The organism is Variovorax brevis (assembly GCF_030317105.1).
Classification (GTDB): domain Bacteria; phylum Pseudomonadota; class Gammaproteobacteria; order Burkholderiales; family Burkholderiaceae_C; genus Variovorax; species Variovorax brevis.
Map to the genome: position 1 here is coordinate 307,576 of NZ_JASZYG010000005.1, position 22,989 is coordinate 330,564.

Here is a 22,989-nt window from a genome sequence, read left to right on the forward strand (position 1 = left end):
CCGGTTTCATGAATGGGGTCAGGGCTGCCTTGCGCAGTGCGCGCGGACTTCCTCGGCGTCGGCTCAGCGCGTCGTCGCGATGTGCGGGCCGGGCCGGTCGCCGAACAGTTCGTCCACCAGATGCGCGCGGCGCGAGCGCGTGGTGGACTGGTTGACGTAGCCCTTGTCGGCAATCTCGTTGGCGTCCATCGAGGGTGGCTCGGCCATCAGCATCAAGCGCTCGACGCGCAGGCTGGCGCTGCCGGTGTCCTTGCGCAGACGTTCGCTGATGGCGGCGACGAGCCCGGGGTGAACCGACAACTCGGCGGCACTGAGTCCTGCGAGTTCGGGCATCAGCCGCTGGCAGGCCGCCACGTTCGGCCATGCGAGCGCCGCAACGTAGTTCTGGTCGTGCCCGCAGATCACCGCATCGGTGATGAGTGGCGTGCAGCGCTCGACGAGGCCCAGGCGAATCGAGCCGGTGCGCACCCACGTGCCGTTGACGAGCTTGAAGTCTTCCGCCACGCGGCCATCGAAGCGCATGCCCTTGGCAGGGTCTTCCATGTCCACCAGGCGCACGGCGTCGCCGAGCTTGAAAAAGCCTTCCTCGTCGAACGCGGCCGCGGTGAGGTCGGGCCGTGCCACATAGCCGGTGAAATTGTGGGCGCCGCGCACGCGGATCTCGTAGCGGTCGCCGTCCAGCGGCACCAGCTTGATCTCGGTGCCGGGCGCCGGCGCGCCGATGTTGCTCAGGTCGTCGCTGGCCCAGTTGCGATAGGTGCCGACGCCGGTGGTCTCGGTTGAAGCCAGGCCGGTACCGAACACGATGCGCTCGCCGACGGTGCGCTCGGCCATGCGCTGGATGCGTTCGTTCACATCCTTGGGCAGGCTCGCGCCGCCGTAGCCGAAGTTGATGACGCGCGCAAACAGGCTGCGCGCGAGCTGCGGGTCGCGCTCCAGTTCTGCCGCGAGCATCGTCCATGCGGACGGCACGCTGGTCAGCAGCGTCGGCGAGATCTCGCGCAGGTTGCGCACCGTGCGATCGAACATCCCGGGCAGCGGCCTGCCGTCGTCGATGTAGTGCGTGGCGCCGAGCAACACCGAACGGCCGAGGTTGAGCACGCCGCCGAGCGCATGGTGCCAGGGCAGCCAGTCGAGGAAGACCGGCGGTTCATCCTCGGCCAGCTTCGCGAACATGTTCGAGAGGTTGGCCGCGCAGGCTTGCAGGTTGCTGTAGCTGACGGGCACGCCCTTGGGGACGCCCGTCGAGCCGGAAGTGAAAAGAACCTTGGCGACGTCGTCGTTCTTGATCGCCGCGTGCGCCGCGGCAACCTTGTCGCGACGCTGCCCTGTGAGTTCGGCGTCTGACAACGCCTTCCATGCGTGCTGGCCCGGCCCGGCGCCGTTCACGGCGATGACGGGCACGTCGGCGCAGCCCAGCGCCGCAATGGCGCGCTGGAACGTGGCTGCGTCCTGCACGAAAAGGGCTGCGGGCGGTACGAGTTCGCACACGCCTTTGAGGCGCGCGAAGTCGCTGCTCAGCAGCGAATAGGCCGGCGACACCGGCGCGACCGGCACGCCCACGTATTCCGCCGCCATCGTCAGCACGAGTTGCTCGAGCGAGTTCGGCGACAGGATCACCAGCGGCTTGCCCTGGCCCAGGCCCATCTCGAGCAAGGCGGCGCCCACCGCTTGCACTTGTTGCCACATGCGCCGCCAGGTGATGCGCTTCCATTCGCCGCCTTGCGCATCGCGCTCGCAAAACGCCGGCACGTCGCCGCGCTTGCTTGCCCAGTGCGGGATGAAGCCGGCAAAGCCGGTGCGCCCTGTCGGCTGGGGTGTGATGGGCGAACGCAGGATCAGCGTGCCATCCGCGCGCCGTTCGCAGACGGCCTTGCGGATGTCGTAGGGCACCGGCCGGTAGCGCACGGGGGAGGGTGCAAGGGCTTCGGTGGCGAGGGTGGTCATGTTGTCTTGTCTCCGGAAACTCTTTTGATCGACTGCGGCAGCGGGGTCAATCGATGCCCCCGCTGCGATCCCCACTATGGAGACGCCGAGCCACATGGGTGGCCTTGTTCGGCGTCTCGCAAGCCGCGTTACTGCGGCGAGCCAGCCACCGCCACGACCTGGCCGGTGATGTAGTTCGACTCGGGCAGGCAGAACAGGTACACCGCGCCTGCTGCTTCTTCCGGCGTGCCGCCACGGCCCAGCGGGTTGCGCTGTGCGTGCGACTTCAGCAGTTCGGGGTTCAGGCCCACGCGGATGTCGCGGCCTTCGATGTTCACCGTGGCGCCGGCCTTGGCGTCGGCGTTCGTCATGCGGGTGTGGATCAGGCCGAAAGCCACCGCGTTGACGTTGACCTTGAAGCGACCCCACTCACGGCTGAGCGCGCGCGTCATGCCGATCACGCCGGCCTTGGCCGACGAATAGTTCATCTGGCCGGCGTTTCCGTTGAGCGCCGAAGTCGACGACACGTTGACCACCTTGCGATGCACTTCGATGCCCTTTTCCGCGTCGGCGGCGGCTTGTGCCTTGATGACCGGATAGGCCGCGCGCAGGATGCGGAAGGGCGCCGTCAGGTGGCAGTCCATGATGGCGTACCACTGCTCGTCCGTCATGCGCTGGATCACGTCGTCCCAGGTGAAGCCGGCGTTGTTCACGATGATGTCGATGCCACCGAAGCTGTCGACCGCCGTCTTGATGTAGCGCTCGGCGAAGTCCGGTGCGCTGACGTTGCCGGCGCAGGCCACGGCCTCGGCGCCGCTCTTCTTCAGCAGCTCGACCGTCTCTTGCGCCGGATCGGCGTCGAGGTCATTGACGACGATGCGTGCGCCCTGGCTGGCGAGCTTCATCGCGATGGCCTGGCCGATGCCGCGGCCCGAACCGGTAACGAGGGCGACCTTGCCGTCGAGTGTTCCCATTTTGTGTATCTCCGAAAGAATGAAAGGGTGATGAGTCAGAGCGCGACCACGGCATCACCAACGATTTTGGTGTCGCCATACTGGTTGCGCGTTTCGATTTCGAGCTTCACGCGCTTCTCGCCGTCGGCTTCGAACTTTTCGACCACGCGGCCACTGCAAGTGATCTGGTGGCCCAGGTGCGTGATGCCCGTGAAGCGCACGCCGAAGCTGCGGATCTGGCGCTGGTCGACCCACTGCGTGAGCAGTCGGCCGAGGTAGGCCATCGACAACATGCCGTGCGCGAACACGTCCGGCATGCCGGCCTTGCGGGCGTAGTCGGTGTCGATGTGGATCTGGTTGTGGTCGCCCGAGGCGCCGGCGAACAGGGCCAGCGTGGTGCGGGTGATGGCCGGCAGTGCCAGCGGGGGCAGGGTGTCGCCGACGTCGACGGCTGCGAATGTGGGTTGGCTCATGGTGTCTGCTCCTGCCTTCACTTGTTCTTGTGGACCAGCACGCTGCGCAGGTCGGCCACGTGCTCGCCGCGCTGGTTCGTCACGCGCGATTCGCGCACCACGAAGCTCAGGGCGCCGCCCTTCTTGTCGTAGATGTCGGCGATGTGCGTCTCGAACTGCAGCGTGTCGCCGGCGTAGGCCATGCGGTGGTACTTGAAGGTCTCCTCGCCGTGCAGGATGCGCGAGGTGACGATGCCCAGCTCCTCACGCCAGGCGTTCGAGGGGATCTGGAATTCCAGCGAGAAAAGGAAGGTCGGCGGCAGCGGCAGGCCGGGATGGCCCGCGTCGCGCGCAGCGGATTCGTCGATGTAGACCGGGTTCGTCTCGCCGATCGACTTCGCGAAGAAGCGCATCTGCCCGGCCTCGGCCCTGGCCGTGTAGACCGGCAGCTTCATGCCGATGTGTTTCTTGTCGATCATGTGATTCAAGCCTTCTTGTAGATGGTCACGACGCCCGCGCCGCCGAGGCCCAGGTTGTGTTGCAACGCGACCTTGGCGTTCGCGACCTGGCGTTGGTCGGCCGTGCCACGCAACTGATGCGTGAGCTCGTAGCACTGCGCGAGGCCGGTGGCGCCCAGCGGGTGGCCCTTGGAGAGCAGGCCGCCCGAGGGGTTGGTGACCCAGCGCCCGCCATAGGTGTTGTCGCCGTCGTTCACCAGCTTCTCGGCTTCGCCTTCGCCGCACAGGCCCAGGCCTTCGTAGGTCAGCAGTTCGTTCTGGGCGAAGCAGTCGTGCAGCTCGATCACGTCGACGTCCTTCGGGCCGACGCCGGCCTGCTCGTAGGCCTGCTTTGCGGCCAGTGCCGTCATGTCGAAGCCGACGACGCGGATCATGTCCATGGCGTCGTAGGTGCTGGGCAGGTCGGTCGCGAGTGCCTGGCCGGCGATCAGCACGTCGGTGCGCAGGCCGCGCTTGCGGGCGAATTCTTCCGACACCACGATGGCCGCGGCGCCGCCGCAGGTGGGCGGGCAGGCCATCAGGCGGGTGATGACGCCGTCCCACAGCATGGGCGAGTTCATCACGTCTTCGGTCGTCACGACGTTGCGGAACACGGCCAGCGGGTTGTTGGCGGCATGGCGGCTGGCCTTGGCGCGGATCTTGGCGAAGGTCTCCAGCGTGGTGCCGTACTTCTGCATGTGCGCGCGGCCTGCGCCGGCGAACTGGCGAATGGCCGACGGGATCTCGGGGCGGCCGACCAACTCGTCGACGACCCTGGCTGCGCGTTCGAGTGCGGGTGCGCGGTCATCCCAGCGCGACTTCAGCGCGCCCGGGTTCATTTGTTCGAAGCCGAAGGCGAGGGCGCAGTCGACCACGCCGCTCATCACCGCCTGGCGGGCCAGGTACAGGGCCGACGAACCGGTGGCGCAATTGTTGTTCACGTTGAGCACCGGGATGCCCGTCATGCCGACGCGGTACACCGCCTTCTGGCCGCAGGTCGAGTCGCCGTACACGTAGCCGGCATAGGCTTGCTGCACGTCGGAGAAATCGAGGCCGGCATCGGCCAGCGCCGCACGGATGGCCTGCTCGCCCATCACGTCATAGGGCTCGCTGGTGCCCGGCTTCTTGAACTGGATCATGCCGACGCCGGCAACGAAAACCTTGTTTGTCATATCACTTGCTCCTGTTGAATTCGATGACTTTTCTTTTCGGGGAACACCGCGGAACCGGCTTTGCCGGGCCGCTGGTGTTGCCCCCGGTGAGGGGGTTGGCGTAGCGACACGAAGTGCGCGAAGCCTGGGGGAGAGCCAAGTTCTAGAGTTTTCGCGAAATCAGCTCGCGCATGACCTCGCTGGTGCCGCCGTAGATGCGCGTCACGCGCGAGTCCACGAAGTCGCGGGCAATCGGGTACTCCAGCATGTAGCCGTAGCCGCCGTGCAGCTGCACCATGTCGTCGAGCGCCTTGCCCAGCGTCTCGGTGGCAAAGAGCTTGGCAATCGCCGCCTCTTCCAGCGTGAGTCGGCGGCGCGTGTGTTCGGCGATGTAGTAGTCGATCATGGTGCGCACGGCCACGGCCTGCGCCTTGATGTCGGCGAGCTTGAACTTGGTGTTCTGGAAATCCCACACCGTGCCGTCGAAGGCCTTGCGGTCCTTTACGTAGTCGATGGTGGTCTGCAGCGCGCGCTCCAGGCGTGCGGCAGCGGCGATGGCGATGGTGAAGCGCTCCTGCGGCAGTTCGCCCATCAGGTAGCTGAAGCCCTTGCCTTCTTCGCCCAGGCGGTTGGCCACCGGTACGCGCACGTTGTCGAAGAAGAGCTCGGCCGTGTCCTGCGCGTACTGGCCCACTTTTTCCAGCTTGCGGCCGCGCCGAAAGCCTTCGCGCGTCGCTTCGACGGCGATCAGGCTGATGCCCTTGGCGCCGGCCTTCGGGTCGGTCTTGCAGACGACGATGATCAGGTCGGCGGTCAGGCCGTTGCTGATGAAGGTCTTGCTGCCGTTGATGACGTAGTCGTCGCCGTCGCGCACGGCAGTGGTCTTCACGGTCTTCAGGTCGCTGCCGGTGCCGGGCTCGGTCATGGCGATGGCCAGGATGATCTCGCCCGACGCCGCCTTGGGGAGCCACTTGCGCTTTTGCTCTTCGGTGCCGGCGCGCAGGATGTAGGGCGCGATGATGTCCGAATGCATGCCGAAGGCCGGGCCGCTGACGCCCGAGCGCGCGAACTCCTCGCCGAACACGGCCGCGTGGCCGAAGTCGCCGCCACCACCGCCGTATTCCTCGGGCAGCGACGCGCACAGCAGGCCTTCCTTGCCGGCCTTCAGCCAGGTCTCGCGGTCGATCTGGCCGGCCTTGTCCCAGGCGTTCTGGCGAGGCAGGCATTCGCGTTCGATGAAACGGCGCACCGTCTCGCGGTACATCTCATGGTCGTCTCGGAAGACGTTGCGGGTCACGTTCACTGGGTGTCTCCTTGAGGAACTTGTCTCTGGGCCCTAAGTTATTCCGGTGGGGGTTGGGCGGCACTACCCCGGATGGGGGGCGGGCTCAACCCGTGGTGCGGTCCCAGTCGTAGCGGAGCGCTTCGCCGCGCGTGAAGGCTTCGACGGCCTCGTGGTGGTACGGCAGGGTGGAGACGACGGCCTGCGCGTTGCCCTCAAGCTCCGCCAGCGTCGCGTAGGGCGTCTCGTAGCTCTTGTTCAGCAGGGCCTTGGTCAGGCCGATGGCCTCGCGCGGTCCGGCCAGGAAGCGGCGCGCGAAGTGCATGGCATCGGCTTGCAGCGATTCCGGCTCGTGCAGCGTGTGGACGAAGCCGAGTTGCTTGCCCTCCGCCGCGTTCACGCGCCGCGCGGTCATCGCCAGTTCCTTCGCCATCGGCAGGCCGACGGCGCGCGGGAGGAAGTGAAAGGCGCCCAGGTCGGGAATCAGCCCGACCTTCAAAAAGGACATGCAGAAGTACGCGCGGTGCGAGGCGAGGATGAAGTCCGCCGCCAGTGCGAACGAGAAGCCGGCACCGACGGCCGGTCCGTCCACGGCGGCGATCACCGGCATTTCGAGCGAGCGCAGCCGCTCGATCAGCCCGTGGCCGACCTGCAGGCGGCGGCGCATGGCGTCGGGGGTGCGGAATTCAGGATCGCTGCGGCTTGACATCCCCTTGACGTCACCGCCGGCGCAGAAGCTGCCGCCCGAGCCCGTGATGATGAGCGCGCGCACGCGGCGGTCGGACTCGACCTGGCCCAGCATGTCGCGGTAGTCCGCGCGCAGGTCCAGCGAAAGCGCATTGCGCGCCGCGGGACGCTGGTGCGTGAACAGGGCCACGCCATCTTCGATGGCAAGCTGCGACTCGCGCAGCGGGATGGTTTCGCTCGGCATGGGGTCCTTGTCTCCGTTGTGTGGCCGATGATCCGGCGCGGCACCGTGAGACGCCCCACCCGGGGTGGGGGGTGAATCGCCCAAGCGCGCCGGGGCATTGCTGAGCACAATCGGCGTCGATCACCAGAACAAGAGACACATGACCATCCGGAATCCGAGCTTGCCCGGCCAGCAAAAGCGCCCCGCGCTCTTCTACGGCTGGGTCGTCGTCGCGTCAGCCTTCGCCACCACCTTCGTCGGCTTTGGCAGCGCTTACACCTTCAGTGCCTTCGTCGGCTCGTTGCAGGCTGAATTCGCAGCCTCGCGCGGGTCGGTGTCGCTGGTCTTTTCGCTGGCAGGCTTCCTGTACTTCAGCCTCGGTGTGCTGAGCGGACCGCTGGCGGACCGGTGGGGGGCACGGCGGCTGGTGGTGGCCGGCATGGTCCTGACCGGCGCCGGGCTGGCGCTGGCCGGCATGTCGCGCACGCTCGGCCAGGTCTATGCGGCGTACGCGCTCGGCATCGGCGTGGGCGTCGGGCTGGCCTACGTGCCCGCGCTGGGAACCATCCAGCGCTGGTTCGTGCGGCGGCGCGGTTTCGCGTCCGGCTTGGCGGTGAGTGGAATCGGCGTGGGCACGCTGGTGATGCCGCCGCTGGCCTCGTTCCTGATCGAACAATGGGGATGGCGCACGGCCTACCTCATCCTCGGCGCCGGCGCGGCGGTCGTTGGCGTCGGCATGGCGCTTCTGGTGGCGGACGACCCGCGCGAGCGCGGCGTCTTTGCCGACGGCGACCCGGCACCCGTGGCGCCACCCCCCGGCGCGGCCGCGACGTCACCCGAAGGCTTTGCGTTGAAGGACGCCCTGAAGACACCGCGCTTCATCGGCCTGTATGCCTCCTGCATGATCGTTTCCTTCGGGCTCTTCGTGCCCTTCGTGCACCTCGTGCCTTACGCGCTCGACCATGGCCTGCCGCCCACATCGGCGGTGCTGCTGCTGGGTGCGATCGGTGTCGGCAGCACGGCAGGGCGCTTCTTCCTGGGCAACGTGGCCGACCGCATGGGGCGCGAACCGGCGCTGATCCTCATGTATGCCGGCATGGGCGCGTCGATGCTCGTGTGGCTGCTGTCGACCGGCCTGGCGGGGCTGGCCGCGTTCGCGCTGGTGTTCGGCGTTTTCTATGGCGGCTGCGTCGCATTGCTGCCCGCGCTGGTGGCGGACTACTTCGGCGGCAAGAACATCGGCGCCATCATCGGCGTGCTCTACACCGGCGTGGCGATCGGCACGCTGGTGGGTCCGTCTGCGGCGGGCTATGTGTTCGATGCGACGAACAGCTACGCGCTGGTCATCGTTGCGAGCATTGGCGGCAGCCTGGTCGCCGCGGCGATCATGCTGGCGGTGTCGCGTTTGGGCAGGCTCCGTGCGGGCGGAGTTGCCTGATCGCGCTCGACACGCTTTACGCCCCTGGCTCAGGGCGCTGAGGGCTCGCCGCCGCGGGCCTCGTCCATGTCCCAGCCAAAGTCCCGCACGCGCGCCACCGCTTCATCGCGACCCGACACGCGCAGCTTGCCGTAGATGCGGCTCAGGTACCACTTCACCGTCTCGGGCGACAGGCCCAGGGCCCGTGCGATCTTCTTGTTGGGCATGGCTTGCGCGAGCAGGCGCAGCATCTCGATTTCGCGTTCGCTGAAGGCCTTCAGCTCTGCAGGCATGGCGCCGCGTGCGCCAGCCCCGGCGTTGGCGGCAGCGGGCGGTGCTTCGCGCGGCGTTCGCGCGGCCAGCAGGCGCTCGACGTAGAACGCCAGCACCGGGTCGAGCGCTTCCGACTTCGCCAGTTCGCCCATCATGTGGCGCGCCTTCGCGTCGGCATCCAGCAGGCTGCGCAACAGGCCCAGCCGATGCCCGCGCTGCAACGCGTCGATGAGCTTGTGCCGCGCCGATGCATTGCGACCCAGTTGCGCATCGACGGCGGCGCTTTTCACCAGCAGATGGGCCACCGAGCGCTGGCGGCCCCGGGCTTCGCACTGCGCAACGAGGCTGGCCAGCTGGGCAGCGGCACCGTCGAGGTCGCCCAGCGCCATGGCCAGCCGGATGTGTGCGCGCTGCGTGACTTCGCTGATCTCCCAGGGCATCTGCAATGTCGTTGCGGCGTGCTTTGCGTGCACGGCGTCCAGCCGCGCGAGCAGCGCTTCGGCGGCCATCAGCTCACCGGTCAGCAGCCGCAGGTGCACCTGGTCGCCCAGGCTGTGAGCCAGCAGGCGGTCGAGCTGGTGCTGCACGGCGTAGGCTTCCAGCCGCTCCACTTGCGCGAAGGCTTCCGCCTGGTTGCCGGCCTGCCAGTTCGCGGCGGCCAGCACGCGGTACACGCGCAGCAGCGCGTCGGGGATCGCGATGCGCTCCAGCATGTCGATCTTGCCTTCCAGCAGGGCGCGGGCCTGGCGGGCGTCGTTGAGCTCGTACAGCACATCGCTCAGCAGGCTGATCGCCAGGTAGTACGCGTCGGCGCAGGCCTTGCCGCCCAGCTGCGCTTCGGCGGCCACGGCGCGGAAGATGCGTTCGGCCTGCGTCATCTTGCCTTCGAGCGCGTAGCTCAGACCGACCAGGTTGCGGCCGTGCAGGCTGCCGGCGGCGGTGGCGAGCAGCGGGGCGCCATCGACCATGAGCGGCGGCGTGTCGAGCTGCACGCGCCGGGCCTTTTCGTAGTCGCCTTGCTGCGTGTAGAGCCAGGAGAGGATGTTGTTGCGCGCGCCGATGGTCAGGGCCTCGGCATCCGGCGGAATGTCGAGCAGTTGCGGCAGCATCGCGAGGGCGGCGTCGATGTCGTCGCCCTGCACGGCCAGTGCGGCCCGCAGCGTGGTCAGCATGAAACGGTTGCTGGAGTCGTCGGCGGGCACATCGGGCGCGAGGCCGTCGAGCGTTTTCGCGCAGGCCTGCAGCTCGCGCTCGAAGAGCTGCACGCGCGCCGCGAGCAAGCGCATCTTCAGGCTCTGGTTGAGCTGCCGGGGTGGCAACTGGCGAAGCAGCCCGATGAGTTCGCTTCGCTCGCCGCGCACGATGAGCGATTGCGCGCATTGGTCGACCAGCGCCGCCGCCTGCGCCGGCTGGCCCGAGCGCACTGCATGTCGAACCGCGTCTTCGAACAGGCCCGCTTCGCGAAACCACACGAAGGCGCGTCCATGCACGGCCTGGCGCGTGGCTTCGTCGAGCGCGGCAAAGCGCGCGAGCAGCGTCTCGCGCAGCAGCGGATGCAGCCGGTACCAGGTCTCCAGCGTCTGGTTCTCGACAGCGTCCACGAACATGTCGTCGCGCTCCAGGCGGGCGAGCAGCGCGGTCATCCGGGCCGTGGCCTCGGGCGCGTCCACCAGCGCGGCGCACAGCGAGGCGCAGAAGCGCCGGCAGGGCGCCAGGCGAACGAGGATGTCGAGCTCGCCCGACGACAGGCGAGAAAGCACTTCGCCCTCGAAGAACTGCGTGAAGGCCTGTGCGTCACGCGCCGGCACGCGTGCAAAGGGCTCGCCTTGCGCCGGGCGGCCGGCTTCGAGTTGCTTCTTCTTCCAGTCGACGGTGAAGATGCGCAGGCCCGCCACCCAGCCGTCGCTCAGTTCGTGCAGCGCCTTGATGGTGCGCGCATCGACGTCGCCGAGTTGCGCCTTGAGGAACTGGCCGGTTTCCGCAGGCGTGAAGCGCAGGTCGCGGCGGTCGAGTTCGAGCGTTTGCGACTGGCTGCGCAATCGGTCGAGCGACAGCGCCTGGCCTCCGCGCGAGACCAGCACCAGGTGAAGGTTGGGCGGGGCGTAGTCCAGCAGCCACTGCAGCGCCTCGTGGATGGCGGGTTGCTGCAGGTGGTGAAGGTCGTCGATCACCAGCGCGAGGTCGCGCGGATGCGCCGCGATGCCGCGGATGAGGGAGATCGCCAGTCGCTCGAAGGCATCGGCGTCTTCCTGCGCATCGACGCTGGCGCCGCCCAGTTGGACCGCTTCCTGCACCAGAGCAGGATCGACGCGCGCAACGCTGGCCAGCAGGCCGTCGATGAAAGCTGCGGGTGCGCTGCCCTGCGCCGTCGCCGTGAACCACGCGACGTCGAAACCCAGCGGAACGATCGCCTGGCGCCAGGCTGCGACCAGCGTTGATTTGCCCGATCCGGCCGGGCCGGTGACGACGATGCAGCGCAAGCGCCGCGCTTCGACCAGCCGCGCCAGCAGGCGCTCGCGCCCCACGACGCCGACGCCCGAACGCTGCTCGGCCGGGGCCGTGGCAGGGGCGGCGCTCGGGGCGGGCGTCGTGCTGGAAGGGGATGGGCGCGGTGGCATGGATGGCGTTGTACACCGACCCTTGGACGGCGCAGCGGCGAATTGTGCAGCAGCACCGGGGCATTGCGGGGTCCGCGCCCAGCCCCCACCCAAAGAGGGTAGGCGTGGAGTGGGGGTGGCCATGCTCTACTCGTTTCCATCGACCCGAAAAGCCCTGCGATATAGAGTGAACCGGGCCAATCCTGAACAACGTGGAGATTCCAAATGGGTGTTTTGTCCGGCATTCGCGTCCTGGAGTTCGAGGCCATCGGCCCCGGCCCTTTCGGCACCATGCTCCTGGCCGACATGGGCGCGGACGTGATCCGCATCGACCGCCCGGTGGCGCATTCGGACCTCGGCCCCAAGGCCAGCGGCCCGCGCATCGACATCACCGGCCGCGGTCGCCGCTCGGTCACGCTGGATCTGAAGAAGCCTGAAGCCATCGCCACGGCGCTGGAACTGATCGAGCGCGCGGACGTGGTCATCGAGGGCTTTCGTCCCGGCACGATGGAGCGCCTGGGCCTCGGGCCCGACGTGGCGCTGCAGCACAACCCGAACCTGGTCTACGGCCGCATGACCGGCTGGGGCCAGACCGGCCCGATGGCCGACCGCGCGGGGCATGACCTGAATTACGTCGCGCTGTCCGGCGTGCTTTCGGGCATCGGCCCCGCAGGCGGCAAGCCCACGGTGCCGCTCAACCTCGTCGGCGACTACGGCGGTGGCGGCATGCTGCTGGCCATGGGCGTGCTCGCGGCGCTGCTGAACGTGCAGCGCGGCGGCGTCGGCCAGGTGGTCGACGCGGCCATGATCGAAGGCGCCGCCCAACTGGGCGCGGTGTTCTGGGGAATGATCGCCTCGGGCAACTGGAAGGAAGAGCGCGGCACCAATTGGCTTGACAGCGGCGCGCCCTGGTACGACACCTACGCCACCAGCGACGGCCACTACATGACGGTGGGCGCTGTCGAAGGCCGTTTCTACGCCGAACTGCTCGACAAGCTCGGCCTGGCCGGTGCGGGTCTGTCGCTGCAATACGACCGCAAGGGCTGGCCCCAGATGCGCGAAGTCTTCGGGAAAACATTCGCGAGCGGCACGCGTGCCCATTGGTGCGAAGTGTTCGACGGCAGCGATGCCTGTGTTGCACCGGTGCTCGGCTTCTCCGAAGCGCCCAGCCATGCGCAGCACCGCGCCCGCGGCAGCTTCGTGGAGGTGGGCGGCGTGATCCAGCCCGGCCCGGCGCCGCGCTTCTCCGCCACGCCCTCTGCCTTGCCCCGCAGCGCCCCGGAGCGCGGCGAGCACGGTGGCGCGGCCTTGCGCGACTGGGGTTTCGATGGCGACACCATCGCCCGCCTGCAGCAGCAGGGACTGGGCGTGCGCGCCGAATAGACAGCAATCAGATGGAGAAACAAGTGAAGGCATTGGTAGCAGTCAAGCGCGTCCTGGACGCGAACGTGAAGGCGCAAGTCAAGTCCGACGGCACCGGCGTGAACATCGCCAACGTCAAGATGAGCATGAACCCCTTCGACGAAATCGCCGTCGAGGAAGCCGTGCGCCTGAAAGAAAAGGGCGTGTTGAGCGAAGTGGTGGTGGTCTCGTGCGGCGTGGCGCAATGCCAGGAAACGCTGCGCACCGCCATGGCCATCGGCGCCGACCGCGCCGTGCTGGTCGAGACCGCCGAAGAGCTGCAACCGCTGGCTGTCGCCAAGCTGCTGAAGGCGCTGGTCGACCAGGAGAAGCCGGAGTTGGTCATCCTCGGCAAGCAGGCCATCGACGACGACTGCAACCAGACGGGCCAGATGCTCGCCGCCTTGCTCGACGTGCCGCAGGCCACCTTCGCCTCGAAGGTCGAGATCGCTGACGGCTTCGCCACCGTGACGCGTGAAGTCGATGGCGGCCTGGAAACCGTGAAGTCCGCGCTGCCGATGGTCATCACCACCGACCTGCGCCTGAACGAGCCGCGCTACGTCACGCTGCCGAACATCATGAAGGCGAAGAAGAAGCCGCTGGCCACCGTCAAGCCCGAAGACCTCGGCGTCGACGTGTCGCCGCGCCTGAAGACCCTGAGGGTGGCTGAGCCCGCCAAGCGTGGCGCTGGCATCAAGGTGCCCGATGTGGCCACCCTCATCGACAAGCTGAAGAACGAAGCCAAGGTGATCTGATCATGACCGTACTTGTTATTGCCGAACACGACCACGGCGCGTTGAAGAGCGCCACCCTCAACACCGTGACTGCCGCCGTGGCGTGCGGTGGTGAGGTGCATGTGCTGGTCGCGGGCCACAACGCCGCGGGCGCTGCACAAGCGGCCGCGCAAGTTGCAGGCGTCAGCAAGGTGCTGCACGCCGATGCGCCGCAATTTGCAGCGCAACTCGTCGAGAACGTCGCGGCGCAAGCGCTGGCGGTGGCCAGCAACTACAGCCACCTGCTGTTCCCCGCGACCGCGCACGGCAAGAACGTCGCGCCGCGCGTCGCTGCAAAGCTCGACGTGGCCCAGGTCTCCGAGATCTCGCGCGTCGTCTCGCCCGACACCTTCGAGCGCCCGATCTACGCGGGCAATGCCATTGCCACGGTGCAATGCGTCGATGCCGTGAAAGTCGTCACCGTGCGCGGCACCGGCTTCGATGCCGCGGCCGCAAGCGGTGGCAGCGCAGCGATTGAAAGCATCCCGGCCGTCGCCGACACGGGCGCGTCCAGCCTGGTCGGCCGCGAGGTCACGAAGAACGATCGCCCCGAACTCACGGCCGCGAAGATCGTGCTGTCGGGCGGTCGCGCACTCGGCTCCAGCGAGAAGTTCAACGAAGTGCTCACGCCGCTGGCCGACAAGCTGGGCGCTGCGCTCGGTGCGAGCCGCGCGGCGGTCGATGCGGGCTACGCGCCCAACGACCTTCAAGTGGGCCAGACCGGCAAGGTCGTCGCGCCATCGCTCTACATCGCCGCTGGCATCAGTGGTGCGATCCAGCATCTGGCGGGCATGAAGGATTCGAAGGTGATCGTCGCGATCAACAAGGATCCGGAGGCGCCGATTTTCAGCGTGGCCGACTACGGCCTCGAAGCCGATCTGTTCACCGCCGTGCCCGAACTGGCGGGCGCGCTGTAAGCACACGAGCGAGGCACGCCATGGCATTCCTTCGGCAATGTCTCATGGAAGTGCGTGCGGCAGCGGCTGCGCGCGCTTCCCAGTCGGGCCCGACGCCGGGCAGTGCGGATGCGCGTTCGGCTTCGGCGACTGGCGCCGGTGCCACGCGGCCGTCGCATGCGGCGCAGCCGTCGCCGGCGACGCGGCACTGACACGCCGCACTGATACGCGGCACTCACGAAACGGCGCACACGCGCCAGGCATCCTGTAGTAGCGTTCGGCCATCACTCCTCCCAATGGGACGCACGATGGCCGAAACACCTCTTGCCCATGCCTGGCCCACGCTGGACTATTCTGCGTGGCGCACCACGGCGCAGACCCTGCAGTTGTGGACCCAGATCGTGGGCAAGATCCGCCTCGCGCGCTCGCCCTGGATCAACCACGGTTGGCAAGTGCCGCTGTACCTGACCTCACGCGGCCTGGGCACGTCCACCATTCCGGACGGCAGCGACGTCTTCGAGATCGACTTCGATTTCATCGCGCACCGGCTCGTGTGCCGCACCAGCCGGGGCGGCGAGGGCGCCTTCCAGCTGGAGCCGATGCCGGTTGCGCATTTCTACGAGCGCATCCTGCGTTTGCTGTCCACGCTGGGTGTCGATGTCGCCATCCACCAGGTGCCCAACGAAGTGGCGGATCCGATTCCGTTTCCGCAGGACTTCGTGCACGCCGACTACGACGCGCAGGCCGCACACCGTTTCTGGCGTGCGCTGCTGCAGGCCGATCGCATGTTGAAGCTCTTTCGCACCTGCTTTCTGGGCAAGGTGAGCCCGGTGCATTTCTTCTGGGGCAGCTTCGACCTGGCGGTGACGCGCTTTTCAGGCCGCACCGCACCACCGCATCCCGGCACGCCGGGCCTGCCGGATCGCGTGGCACGCGACGCCTATTCGCACGAGGTCAGCAGCGCGGGTTTCTGGCCGGGTGGCGATGCCTTTCCGCAGGCGGTGTTCTATGCCTACGCCTACCCCGAGCCGCCGGGGTTCCGGGATGCGGCGATGCCGGCCGGTGCGTCATTCGAGCCGGCCATGGGCGAGTACGTCCTGCCTTATTCAGCCGTTTGCGCGGCACCGGATCCGGACAAGCTGGTGTTCGACTTCCTGCACGCCAGCTATGGCGCGGCCGCCGATGCGGCGGGGTGGGATCGACGGGCGCTTGATTGTTCGGTGGGCGTGCCGCGTGTGCCGAAGGTGGAATGATCGCGCGGCGCGGCTAGCAAGACGGACTCACGACCACAGGCAGCGCCGCAAGCCGCGCTGCCACCGCCTTGATCAACGCATCACCAAACCCGCCCTTGGCACGCACGTCCTTGCGCGCGCTCGTCAGCACGCGCGGCGCCGCGCTCCACGCGATGCGTGCCCCACTGCGCTCCAGGGCCTCAACAAGATCGACGTCCTCGCTGCATGCCAGCGCCCGGAAGCCTCCCGCACGCAGGTACGCCTGTGCCGACACACCGAGGTTCGCGCCATGGATGTGCCGGTGGCCTTCGCGGTCCGTGTAGGTCTCCTGGAAATGCGCTTCGATCAGCGCGGCATGCTCGCCGTGGGGCGACCAGTCGGCCACGTTGACCGCACCGCACACCGCATCCGCGTTCAGCGCCAGTTGGGCTGACAGCCAGTTGGGCGCGACGGTGGTGTCCGCATCGGTGAACGCCAGCCAGCGCGCGCCGACGGCCAGCATGGCCGTGGCACCGTGTGCGCGCGCTGTTCCCACATTGCGCGCCCCCACCGTAGCCGTGGCGGCGCCATGCCGTGCAGCGACCGATGCGGTGCCGTCGGTACAACTGTCGAGGACGACGATGACTTCGACCGCCTCGCCTTGCAGGCAAGGATCGCGACGCGCCACGTCGATGGCCTGCAGGGCAATGCCCAGGTGATGCTCTTCGTTGTGAGCCGGGATGATGACGCCGATCATGCGCGCGCTCAGTGCAGGAAGAGCGCAAGCAGGATGATGATGGGAATGGGCACGCCAAGAAAAAGCAGAAGCAGGGAACGCATGGGTTTCTCCAGGGTGAAGAGGGCTTAAAGATCGCGGCGGCGGCCGCCATAGGTCGCAGCCAGGCTGGCGATGAAGGCGCCCACCAGCAGTGAGATGAACATCCAGAGCACCGCATACGCGGAAGCCTTGCGTGCCTTGTCGGCGGCGTCGCGTGCCGCGGCTTCGGCGTCGCGCAGCTTGGCCTGCGCCGCGGCGTAGGTGTCGGCGACGCGCTTCTCGGCGTCCTGCTGGCTCAGGCCCGTACGCTGCGCCACGGTCTGGCCGACGTACTTGAGGTCAGCCGGCGGCAGATTGCCGCTGCCGATGCTGGTGGCAAAGATGCGGCCGACTTCCGCGGTGGGTGCAGGCGACATGCCCTGCGCGCCTTGCGTGCCCTGAGGACTCCCGGCCGCGTTCGGCGCAGTGGCCGTGGAAGCGTCCGTGCGATAGAGCGAATCCAGGAAGTAGCCCATCGGACCCGAAGACGAGGCCGCACCGCCGCCCGCATTGCCCGGGGCACCAGAGCCGATGGCAGCAGCGCCGCCAGCCGTGGCCACCGTGGCCGCTCCACCCGCCACCGCCGCGCCCGCTTGCGCGCCGGCACCGACCACCGTGCTGATGGTCGAGCCCAGCAATGCGGCAGTCGCCAGCGAGGCCATCGCCCACGCCAGGAAGCCATGCGCCGTGTCGCGGAAGTAGACCTCATCGGTGCGCGCGCCGGCCCACCGCGTCCGCAAGCGTCCGGCCAGGTAGCCGCCCATACCGGATGCGGCAAGCTGCGTGAAGGTCAGCCACAGGATGCTGGAGATGCCGATGGCCGTGGCGCTTGCGCCGCGATCGACCCAGGGCGAAACCGACGACAGTCCGAGACCGACGCCGAGCATCAGGAGCAGCATCGAAAGCGCTGCCGCGGCCGCGGCACCGGCGATGATGGCGCCCCACGAAACCGCACTTGCCGCGCCCTCGACGGACTGGACAGGCGCAGCATCGAGGCGCCCCATGATGCGTGCGGGTCCTGCAACTTCCGGATTGAGCATGAGATGCCTCCTGACAAATGAAGCCTGCGATGGGGACATCGACGTCACGTCGGCACGGTAGGAGACAAGCCCGTCCACGTAGAAGAAGAAGCGCCGATCCGCCATCTCCTTTCCATATTCCCTACAGGCAACCAGCGAGCTCGCTGATGGACGCGGACCTGCCGCGCACGCAACCTGAGGCGGACGCCCGGACCTTCGCCCGGCGCCTACATGGCTTTTTCATGCTGCCTTGCAAACAGGGCCAACAAGGAACCCCGATGACCAGAGTTGAAGACCTGAAAGAAGCACTGTCCGACGATGACGTGGTGGACGTGCTCAACGACCTGCTCGAAACCACGCGCGACGGCGGCTACGGTTTCCTGGCCTGCGCCGAAGAGGTCGAGGCGCCTGCCACGAAGCAGCTCTTTCTCAGCCGTGCGGAAGCCTGCAGCCAGGGCGAAGCCGAGTTGATCGAACTCATCACGGCCTATGGTGGCAAGCCGGCCGACGGCGGTACCGCGACGGGCGCATTGCACCGCGGCTGGGTCCACGTAAAGGGCTCGCTGGGCGCCAACAGCGAGCTGTCCATTCTCGAATCGTGCGAGCGCGGCGAAGACACCGCCGTGGCGCACTATCGCAAGGCCCTGAAGCAGAACCTGCCCGTCGACGTGCGAAGCGTGGTGCAGCGCCAAGCCGACGGGGCGCAGCGCAACCACGACCAGATCCGCGACTTGCGCAACGCTGCCCGCGAGCGCGGCTAGACGCGCGGGTCCACGCCAACGGCCGAAGCTTCGGCTGTTGGCGAGACCTGAAACCGACCCTGTTGTTCGGGATGCAAAGAGTACGCAGAATCAGGCATCCGCAACAAAGAGTCACCATGGACCCCTCATCGAAGCCTTCCGGCGACGAAAAAGAAGCTTCGCTTCCCAGCGAGCATCGTTTCCAGCTTCTGGTCAATGCGATCAAGGACTATGCGATCTACCTGCTGGATGCGCAGGGACACGTCAGCAGCTGGAACACCGGTGCGGAGCGCCTCAAGGGCTATACCGCCGAAGAGATCGTCGGCCAGCACTTCTCCCGTTTCTATACGCCCGAGGATGTCGCGGTGGGGCTTCCCGCACGTGCCCTGAAGTTCGCCCGCGAGCAGGGAAAGTTCGAATCCGAAGGGTGGCGGGTGCGCAAGGACGGCACGCGCTTCTGGACCACCGTGCACATTGAACCCGTGCTGGCGCCGGGCGGCGAGTTGATCGGCTACGCCAAGATCACGCGCGACCTGTCGCAGGCAAGGTATTCCGAGCAGGCGCTCTTTGCGAGCGAGCAGCGCTTCCGGCTTCTCGTGGAAGGTGTGCGCGACTACGCCATCTACATGCTCGACCCCTCGGGCCGGGTGACCAACTGGAATGCCGGCGCGCAACTGATCAAGGGCTACACCGCGCACGAAATCCTGGGGCAGCATTTCTCGCGCTTCTACACGCAAGAAGACCAACGCAACGGCATGCCCGCGCGGGCGCTTCAAACGGCATTGGCGGAAAGGCGCTACGAAGCCGAGGCTTGGCGCGTGCGCAAGGATGGGACGCGTTTCTGGGCCAGCGTCGTGATCGACGCCATCTTCGACGAGGCGGGCCAGCACATCGGCTTCGCCAAGATCACGCGCGACATCACGGAGCGCAAGCGGGCGCAAGACGAGATGGACCGGGCCCGCGAAGCACTGGGACACGCGCAGAAGCTGGAAGCCGTTGGCCGTCTCACCGGAGGCGTTGCGCACGACTTCAACAACTTCCTGACCGTCATCCGCTCCTCGGTGGAACTGCTTCGAAGAAGCGGCGGCGACGAAGAGCGCCGCGAGCGCTACATCCGCGCCATCGCCGAAACGGCGGATCGCGCTGCGCATCTGACCAAGCAGCTTCTCGCCTTCGCACGCCAGCAGCCGCTGCGGCCGGAAGCTTTCGGCATTGCACAGCGCGTGGGCGCCATGGCGCAGGTCATCGAGACGATGGTGGGTGCCACGGTGAAAGTGGACTACGCGTACGACGCGGAACTCGATGCAGCCCAGGCCGACCCCAACCAGTTCGACACGGCCTTGCTGAACATGGTCATCAACGCGAAAGACGCCATGCCCACGGGCGGCCGCCTGAAGATCTCCGTGTGCAACGTGGACGAAGTGCCCGCGGTGCGGCGCCATCCCTCCGTCAAGGGATCCTTCGTGGCGACGTCGGTCGAAGACAGCGGCTCCGGCATCGAGCCGCTGACGCTGGGCCGGATCTTCGAGCCCTTCTTCACGACCAAGCCCTCGACCAAGGGCACGGGCCTGGGTTTGAGCCAGGTCTACGGATTCGCCAAGCAGTCCGGCGGCGAGATCAGTGTGCGCAGCCGTGTGGGTGAAGGCACGTGCTTCACGCTCTACCTTCCGCGTGCGACGACGGATGCTGTCGATCCCACGGTGCCCAACGGCACGACGGATGCGCTCCAGAAAATGGCCAGGCTGTCCATTCTCCTGGTCGAAGACAACGAAGACGTCGGGCAATTCGCCTCAGGGCTCTTGTCCGCGGTGGGCCATTCATCCACGCGCGCGGCGAGCGCGAAGGAGGCCCTGGAAATCCTCGAGTCGAAGCGCGATCAAATCGATCTGGTGTTCTCCGACGTCGTGATGCCGGGGATGGACGGTGTCGACCTGGCCAAGGAAATACGCTCGCGGTGGGCGGACCTTCCCGTCGTCCTGACGAGTGGCTACAGCCACGTGCTGGCTGTCGAGGGCCACCACGGCTTTGCCCTGCTGCAGAAGCCGTATTCCATCCAGGAGCTCGAGGCCTTCCTGGATCGCGCCGTTTCAAGCGCCCCGCGCCGCGCGTCGCGCGTTGACCCGGCGTAGCGGACTCTTTCCTACAGCGCCCGAGCCCCTGAACCGACGACGTGCCAGTGCGGTGGCGCCTACGGTTCACGGGTGAACACAAGCTCGCCACTCCTGCGCAACGAAGCCCTGATGCCGGTCGCCAACGGCGACGATCTCAACCGACTGAAACAAGCGCATGGCCCCGGCTTGGCATTGGCGCATCTGGTCGATGCGGGACTCGACCGCTTGCCGTTTCCGGGGTCCGGCCAGACGCTCGCGCGCTGGCGCCGGTTGTCGGCCGTGGCGGCGCACGACCTGTCTTTGGTGAAGCTTTTCGAAGGGCACACCGATGCGCTCGCCATCCTGCGCGAACTCGGCGGCCCTGCGCCGGCGCGTGGCACCCGCTGGGGCACCTGGTGCGCCGAGCCGCCCGATGCGCGCGTGGCCTTCGCGACCCGGGGCGAACAACGCGACATCCGGATCAGCGGCACCAAGGCCTGGTGCTCGGGCGCAGCGAGCGTCACCCATGCGGTGATCAGCGGCTGGAATGAAGCCGGCGAGCCTTGCCTGGCGGCTGTCGCCATGGAACAGCCGGGCGTGCATGTCACGCAGGTCGGCTGGCAAGCGGTCGGCATGGCGGCGTGCGACAGCGTGGATGTGCAATTTGAAGCTGCCCACGCCGTGCTGCTCGGCTCGCCGGGCGACTACACGCGGCGCCCTGGCTTCTGGCATGGAGGCGCCGGCATCGCGGCTTGCTGGTACGGCGGTGCAATGGGCATTGCGAACACCGCGCGCGAGCTGTCTGCCGGAAACCGCGACCCGCACCGACTGGCGCACTTGGGCGCCATCGACGTGGCCTTGGCGGGCGCAGCAGCGCTGCTGGAACAGGCGGCGTCAGCCATCGATGCCCAGCCCAAGGCCAACGCCGAAACGCTGGCGCTGCGCACCCGGCTGGCCGTTGAAGCGGCGGCGGAGAACGTGCTGCACCACGCGGCTCGTGCGCTCGGCGCAGGTCCGCTGTGCCGCAACAGGCGCTTTGCACAGGCCATGGCCGACCTGCCTGTTTTCATGCGCCAGAGCCATGCCGAACGAGACCTTGCCGCGCTGGGTCAGCGTGTGATCCAGCCCGACCATTTCTCGTGGTGCTTGTGACGCACCCTGAACGCCTCATCGACGAAAGCGACGGCACGCCGGAGGCTGATTGGCTGCCCTGGCTGGGCGCGGCAACGATACCGGCGGTGACAGCCACCGACCTCGTGCCCGAAGGTGCACGCGCCGTGGTGGTCGCACCGCATCCGGATGATGAGGTGCTCGCCTGCGGCGGCCTGTTGGCTCAATTGGCCGCGCTGCAACGAGAGATCTGCGTGATCGCCGTGACCGATGGCACGTCGAGCCATCCCGGTTCGCGCCAATGGTCGCCTGCGGACCTGGGGCGCATTCGTCCGCTTGAAAGCCAGCGGGCGCTGAGCCTTCTTGGCGTGTCACAAGTGCCCTTGCGCCTCGGCCTGCCCGATGGCGGCTTGATGGCCTTGCGTTCGGTGCTTCAGGACAAGCTGCAGTCCTTGCTGCGGCCAAGCGACGTCGTCTTCACGACCTGGCGCCTGGACGGTCATCCGGACCACGAGGCGACCGGCAGCGCGACCGCCCTGGCCGCCATGCATGTCGGCGCGACGCTGATCGAAGTGCCCGTGTGGGCATGGCACTGGGCGGCGCCCGGTGATGCGCGCATGCCATGGGCACGTGCGCGCCGCCTGGTGCTCGATGCGGATGCGTCGCAACGAAAGCGCCACGCGACAGAGGCCTTCGAAAGTCAGCTTCGCATCGACGCCACCACCGGCGCGCCACCCGTCCTTCGTGGCAGCACGGTGGCACGTGCGCACCGCCGCTTCGAGGTCTTCTTCGCATGAGCGCCGAGCGCAAGGATTACTTCGAGGGACTCTACGGCGCGGCCGATGATCCCTATGGATTGCGCAACCGGTGGTATGAGCGACGCAAGCGCGCCGTCCTGCTGGCCAGCTTGCCCTGCGAACGCTTTGCAAGCGCCTACGAGCCGGGTTGCGGCGCGGCCGAACTCACCGCGCAACTGGCGCTGCGCTGCGATGCGGTGCTGGCGAGCGACTTTTCGACGCATGCGGTGGCCGTCGCGCGCCGGCGCACTGAACAACTCGCCAACGTGCGTGTCGAAAAGCACGATCTGCCCGGCGATTGGCCCGCGGCACAGGCGCCTTTCGACTTGATTGTGCTCAGTGAAGTCGGCTACTTCCTGCAAGCAGACGCATGGCAGCAGGTGGCCGCGCTGTGCGCTGAAACGCTTGCGCCGAATGGCACGCTGGTCGCATGCGACTGGCGCCCCGACTTCAGCGAGCGCGTGCAGCCGACCGCACGCGTGCACGCCGCGCTCGGGGCCATCGGCCTGCACCGGCTGGTGCTGCACGCGGAACGCGATTTCCTGATGCAGGTCTGGTCCCGCGACCCGCGCTCGGTGGCCGAGCGCGAGGGCATTCGTTGATCGGGTGACGCGGATGCCGAAGCGATACGGGCCCTGCGGCCGGAAGCGTTGCGCTCCGGCCGCAGGGCCCGTGCC

General features: G+C 67.5%; 20 protein-coding genes. 10 read left to right on the forward strand and 10 right to left on the reverse strand.

Going from position 1 to position 22,989, the window contains the following annotated elements; genetic code table 11:
• Positions 1-63: 63 nt before the first annotated feature.
• The 7 genes from QTI66_RS17855 to QTI66_RS17885 all read right to left on the reverse strand — a co-directional run bounded on the left by QTI66_RS17855 (position 64) and on the right by QTI66_RS17885 (position 7,192).
• Complete coding sequence (locus tag QTI66_RS17855; protein WP_286561169.1) at positions 64-1,947, reverse strand: feruloyl-CoA synthase; 1,884 nt, start codon at positions 1,945-1,947, stop codon at positions 64-66.
• A 128-nt stretch (positions 1,948-2,075) separates the two neighbouring features.
• A complete protein-coding gene (locus QTI66_RS17860; protein ID WP_286561170.1) occupies positions 2,076-2,900 on the reverse strand; it encodes an SDR family NAD(P)-dependent oxidoreductase in 825 nt (274 codons plus the stop codon).
• A gap of 35 nt (positions 2,901-2,935) precedes the next feature.
• On the reverse strand, positions 2,936-3,352 hold the full coding sequence (locus QTI66_RS17865) for a MaoC family dehydratase (protein WP_286561171.1): 417 nt from the start codon (positions 3,350-3,352) through the stop codon (positions 2,936-2,938).
• 17 nt (positions 3,353-3,369) lie between these two features.
• Positions 3,370-3,810, reverse strand: coding sequence for a MaoC family dehydratase N-terminal domain-containing protein (locus QTI66_RS17870; protein ID WP_286561173.1), 441 nt, complete (start codon positions 3,808-3,810; stop codon positions 3,370-3,372).
• A gap of 5 nt (positions 3,811-3,815) precedes the next feature.
• Positions 3,816-5,000 carry a lipid-transfer protein gene (locus tag QTI66_RS17875; RefSeq protein WP_286561174.1) on the reverse strand — a complete coding sequence of 395 codons (1,185 nt, stop codon included), beginning with the start codon at positions 4,998-5,000 and terminating at the stop codon, positions 3,816-3,818.
• Between the two features lie 142 nt (positions 5,001-5,142).
• Positions 5,143-6,282, reverse strand: coding sequence for an acyl-CoA dehydrogenase family protein (locus tag QTI66_RS17880; RefSeq protein WP_286561175.1), 1,140 nt, complete (start codon positions 6,280-6,282; stop codon positions 5,143-5,145).
• Between the two features lie 85 nt (positions 6,283-6,367).
• Positions 6,368-7,192 (reverse strand): enoyl-CoA hydratase/isomerase family protein, encoded by an 825-nt coding sequence (locus QTI66_RS17885; RefSeq protein WP_286561176.1) that lies wholly within the window; start codon positions 7,190-7,192, stop codon positions 6,368-6,370.
• 139 nt (positions 7,193-7,331) lie between these two features.
• Here QTI66_RS17885 and QTI66_RS17890 point away from each other — a divergent pair, with 139 nt between their 5' ends.
• Positions 7,332-8,609 (forward strand): MFS transporter, encoded by a 1,278-nt coding sequence (locus QTI66_RS17890; RefSeq protein WP_286561177.1) that lies wholly within the window; start codon positions 7,332-7,334, stop codon positions 8,607-8,609.
• A 29-nt stretch (positions 8,610-8,638) separates the two neighbouring features.
• On the opposite strand, the gene QTI66_RS17895 is transcribed toward QTI66_RS17890, so the two are convergent.
• The gene (locus tag QTI66_RS17895; protein ID WP_286561178.1) at positions 8,639-11,479 is read right to left on the reverse strand and encodes a winged helix-turn-helix domain-containing protein; all 2,841 of its coding nucleotides are present in this window, start codon (positions 11,477-11,479) and stop codon (positions 8,639-8,641) included.
• A 204-nt stretch (positions 11,480-11,683) separates the two neighbouring features.
• Here QTI66_RS17895 and QTI66_RS17900 point away from each other — a divergent pair, with 204 nt between their 5' ends.
• From QTI66_RS17900 to QTI66_RS17915, 4 genes are all read left to right on the forward strand, one after another.
• The gene (locus QTI66_RS17900; protein WP_286561179.1) at positions 11,684-12,841 is read left to right on the forward strand and encodes a CaiB/BaiF CoA transferase family protein; all 1,158 of its coding nucleotides are present in this window, start codon (positions 11,684-11,686) and stop codon (positions 12,839-12,841) included.
• A gap of 23 nt (positions 12,842-12,864) precedes the next feature.
• Positions 12,865-13,614: an electron transfer flavoprotein subunit beta/FixA family protein gene (locus tag QTI66_RS17905; protein WP_286561180.1), complete on the forward strand. Its 750-nt coding sequence runs from the start codon at positions 12,865-12,867 to the stop codon at positions 13,612-13,614.
• A 2-nt stretch (positions 13,615-13,616) separates the two neighbouring features.
• Positions 13,617-14,549, forward strand: a complete 933-nt coding sequence (locus QTI66_RS17910) for an electron transfer flavoprotein subunit alpha/FixB family protein (RefSeq protein ID WP_286561181.1) — start codon at positions 13,617-13,619, stop codon at positions 14,547-14,549.
• 287 nt (positions 14,550-14,836) lie between these two features.
• A complete protein-coding gene (locus QTI66_RS17915) occupies positions 14,837-15,781 on the forward strand; it encodes a DUF5996 family protein (protein ID WP_286561182.1) in 945 nt (314 codons plus the stop codon).
• A gap of 13 nt (positions 15,782-15,794) precedes the next feature.
• On the opposite strand, the gene QTI66_RS17920 is transcribed toward QTI66_RS17915, so the two are convergent.
• Together QTI66_RS17920 and QTI66_RS17925 are read right to left on the reverse strand one after the other, a co-directional pair.
• On the reverse strand, positions 15,795-16,496 hold the full coding sequence (locus QTI66_RS17920) for a glycosyltransferase family 2 protein (RefSeq protein ID WP_286561183.1): 702 nt from the start codon (positions 16,494-16,496) through the stop codon (positions 15,795-15,797).
• A gap of 107 nt (positions 16,497-16,603) precedes the next feature.
• On the reverse strand, positions 16,604-17,596 hold the full coding sequence (locus tag QTI66_RS17925) for a hypothetical protein (protein WP_286561184.1): 993 nt from the start codon (positions 17,594-17,596) through the stop codon (positions 16,604-16,606).
• Between the two features lie 257 nt (positions 17,597-17,853).
• Between QTI66_RS17925 and QTI66_RS17930 the strand changes: the two genes are divergently transcribed.
• The 5 genes from QTI66_RS17930 to QTI66_RS17950 all read left to right on the forward strand — a co-directional run bounded on the left by QTI66_RS17930 (position 17,854) and on the right by QTI66_RS17950 (position 22,914).
• Complete coding sequence (locus tag QTI66_RS17930; RefSeq protein ID WP_286561185.1) at positions 17,854-18,336, forward strand: ferritin-like domain-containing protein; 483 nt, start codon at positions 17,854-17,856, stop codon at positions 18,334-18,336.
• Between the two features lie 116 nt (positions 18,337-18,452).
• Complete coding sequence (locus QTI66_RS17935; protein WP_286561186.1) at positions 18,453-20,444, forward strand: hybrid sensor histidine kinase/response regulator; 1,992 nt, start codon at positions 18,453-18,455, stop codon at positions 20,442-20,444.
• A gap of 111 nt (positions 20,445-20,555) precedes the next feature.
• Positions 20,556-21,557, forward strand: coding sequence for an acyl-CoA dehydrogenase family protein (locus QTI66_RS17940; RefSeq protein WP_286561187.1), 1,002 nt, complete (start codon positions 20,556-20,558; stop codon positions 21,555-21,557).
• The gene (locus tag QTI66_RS17945; RefSeq protein WP_286561188.1) at positions 21,554-22,312 is read left to right on the forward strand and encodes a PIG-L deacetylase family protein; all 759 of its coding nucleotides are present in this window, start codon (positions 21,554-21,556) and stop codon (positions 22,310-22,312) included. Before QTI66_RS17940 ends, QTI66_RS17945 begins: the two co-directional genes overlap by 4 nt.
• Positions 22,309-22,914, forward strand: coding sequence for a class I SAM-dependent methyltransferase (locus tag QTI66_RS17950; RefSeq protein WP_286561189.1), 606 nt, complete (start codon positions 22,309-22,311; stop codon positions 22,912-22,914). Before QTI66_RS17945 ends, QTI66_RS17950 begins: the two co-directional genes overlap by 4 nt.
• Positions 22,915-22,989 lie beyond the last annotated feature (75 nt).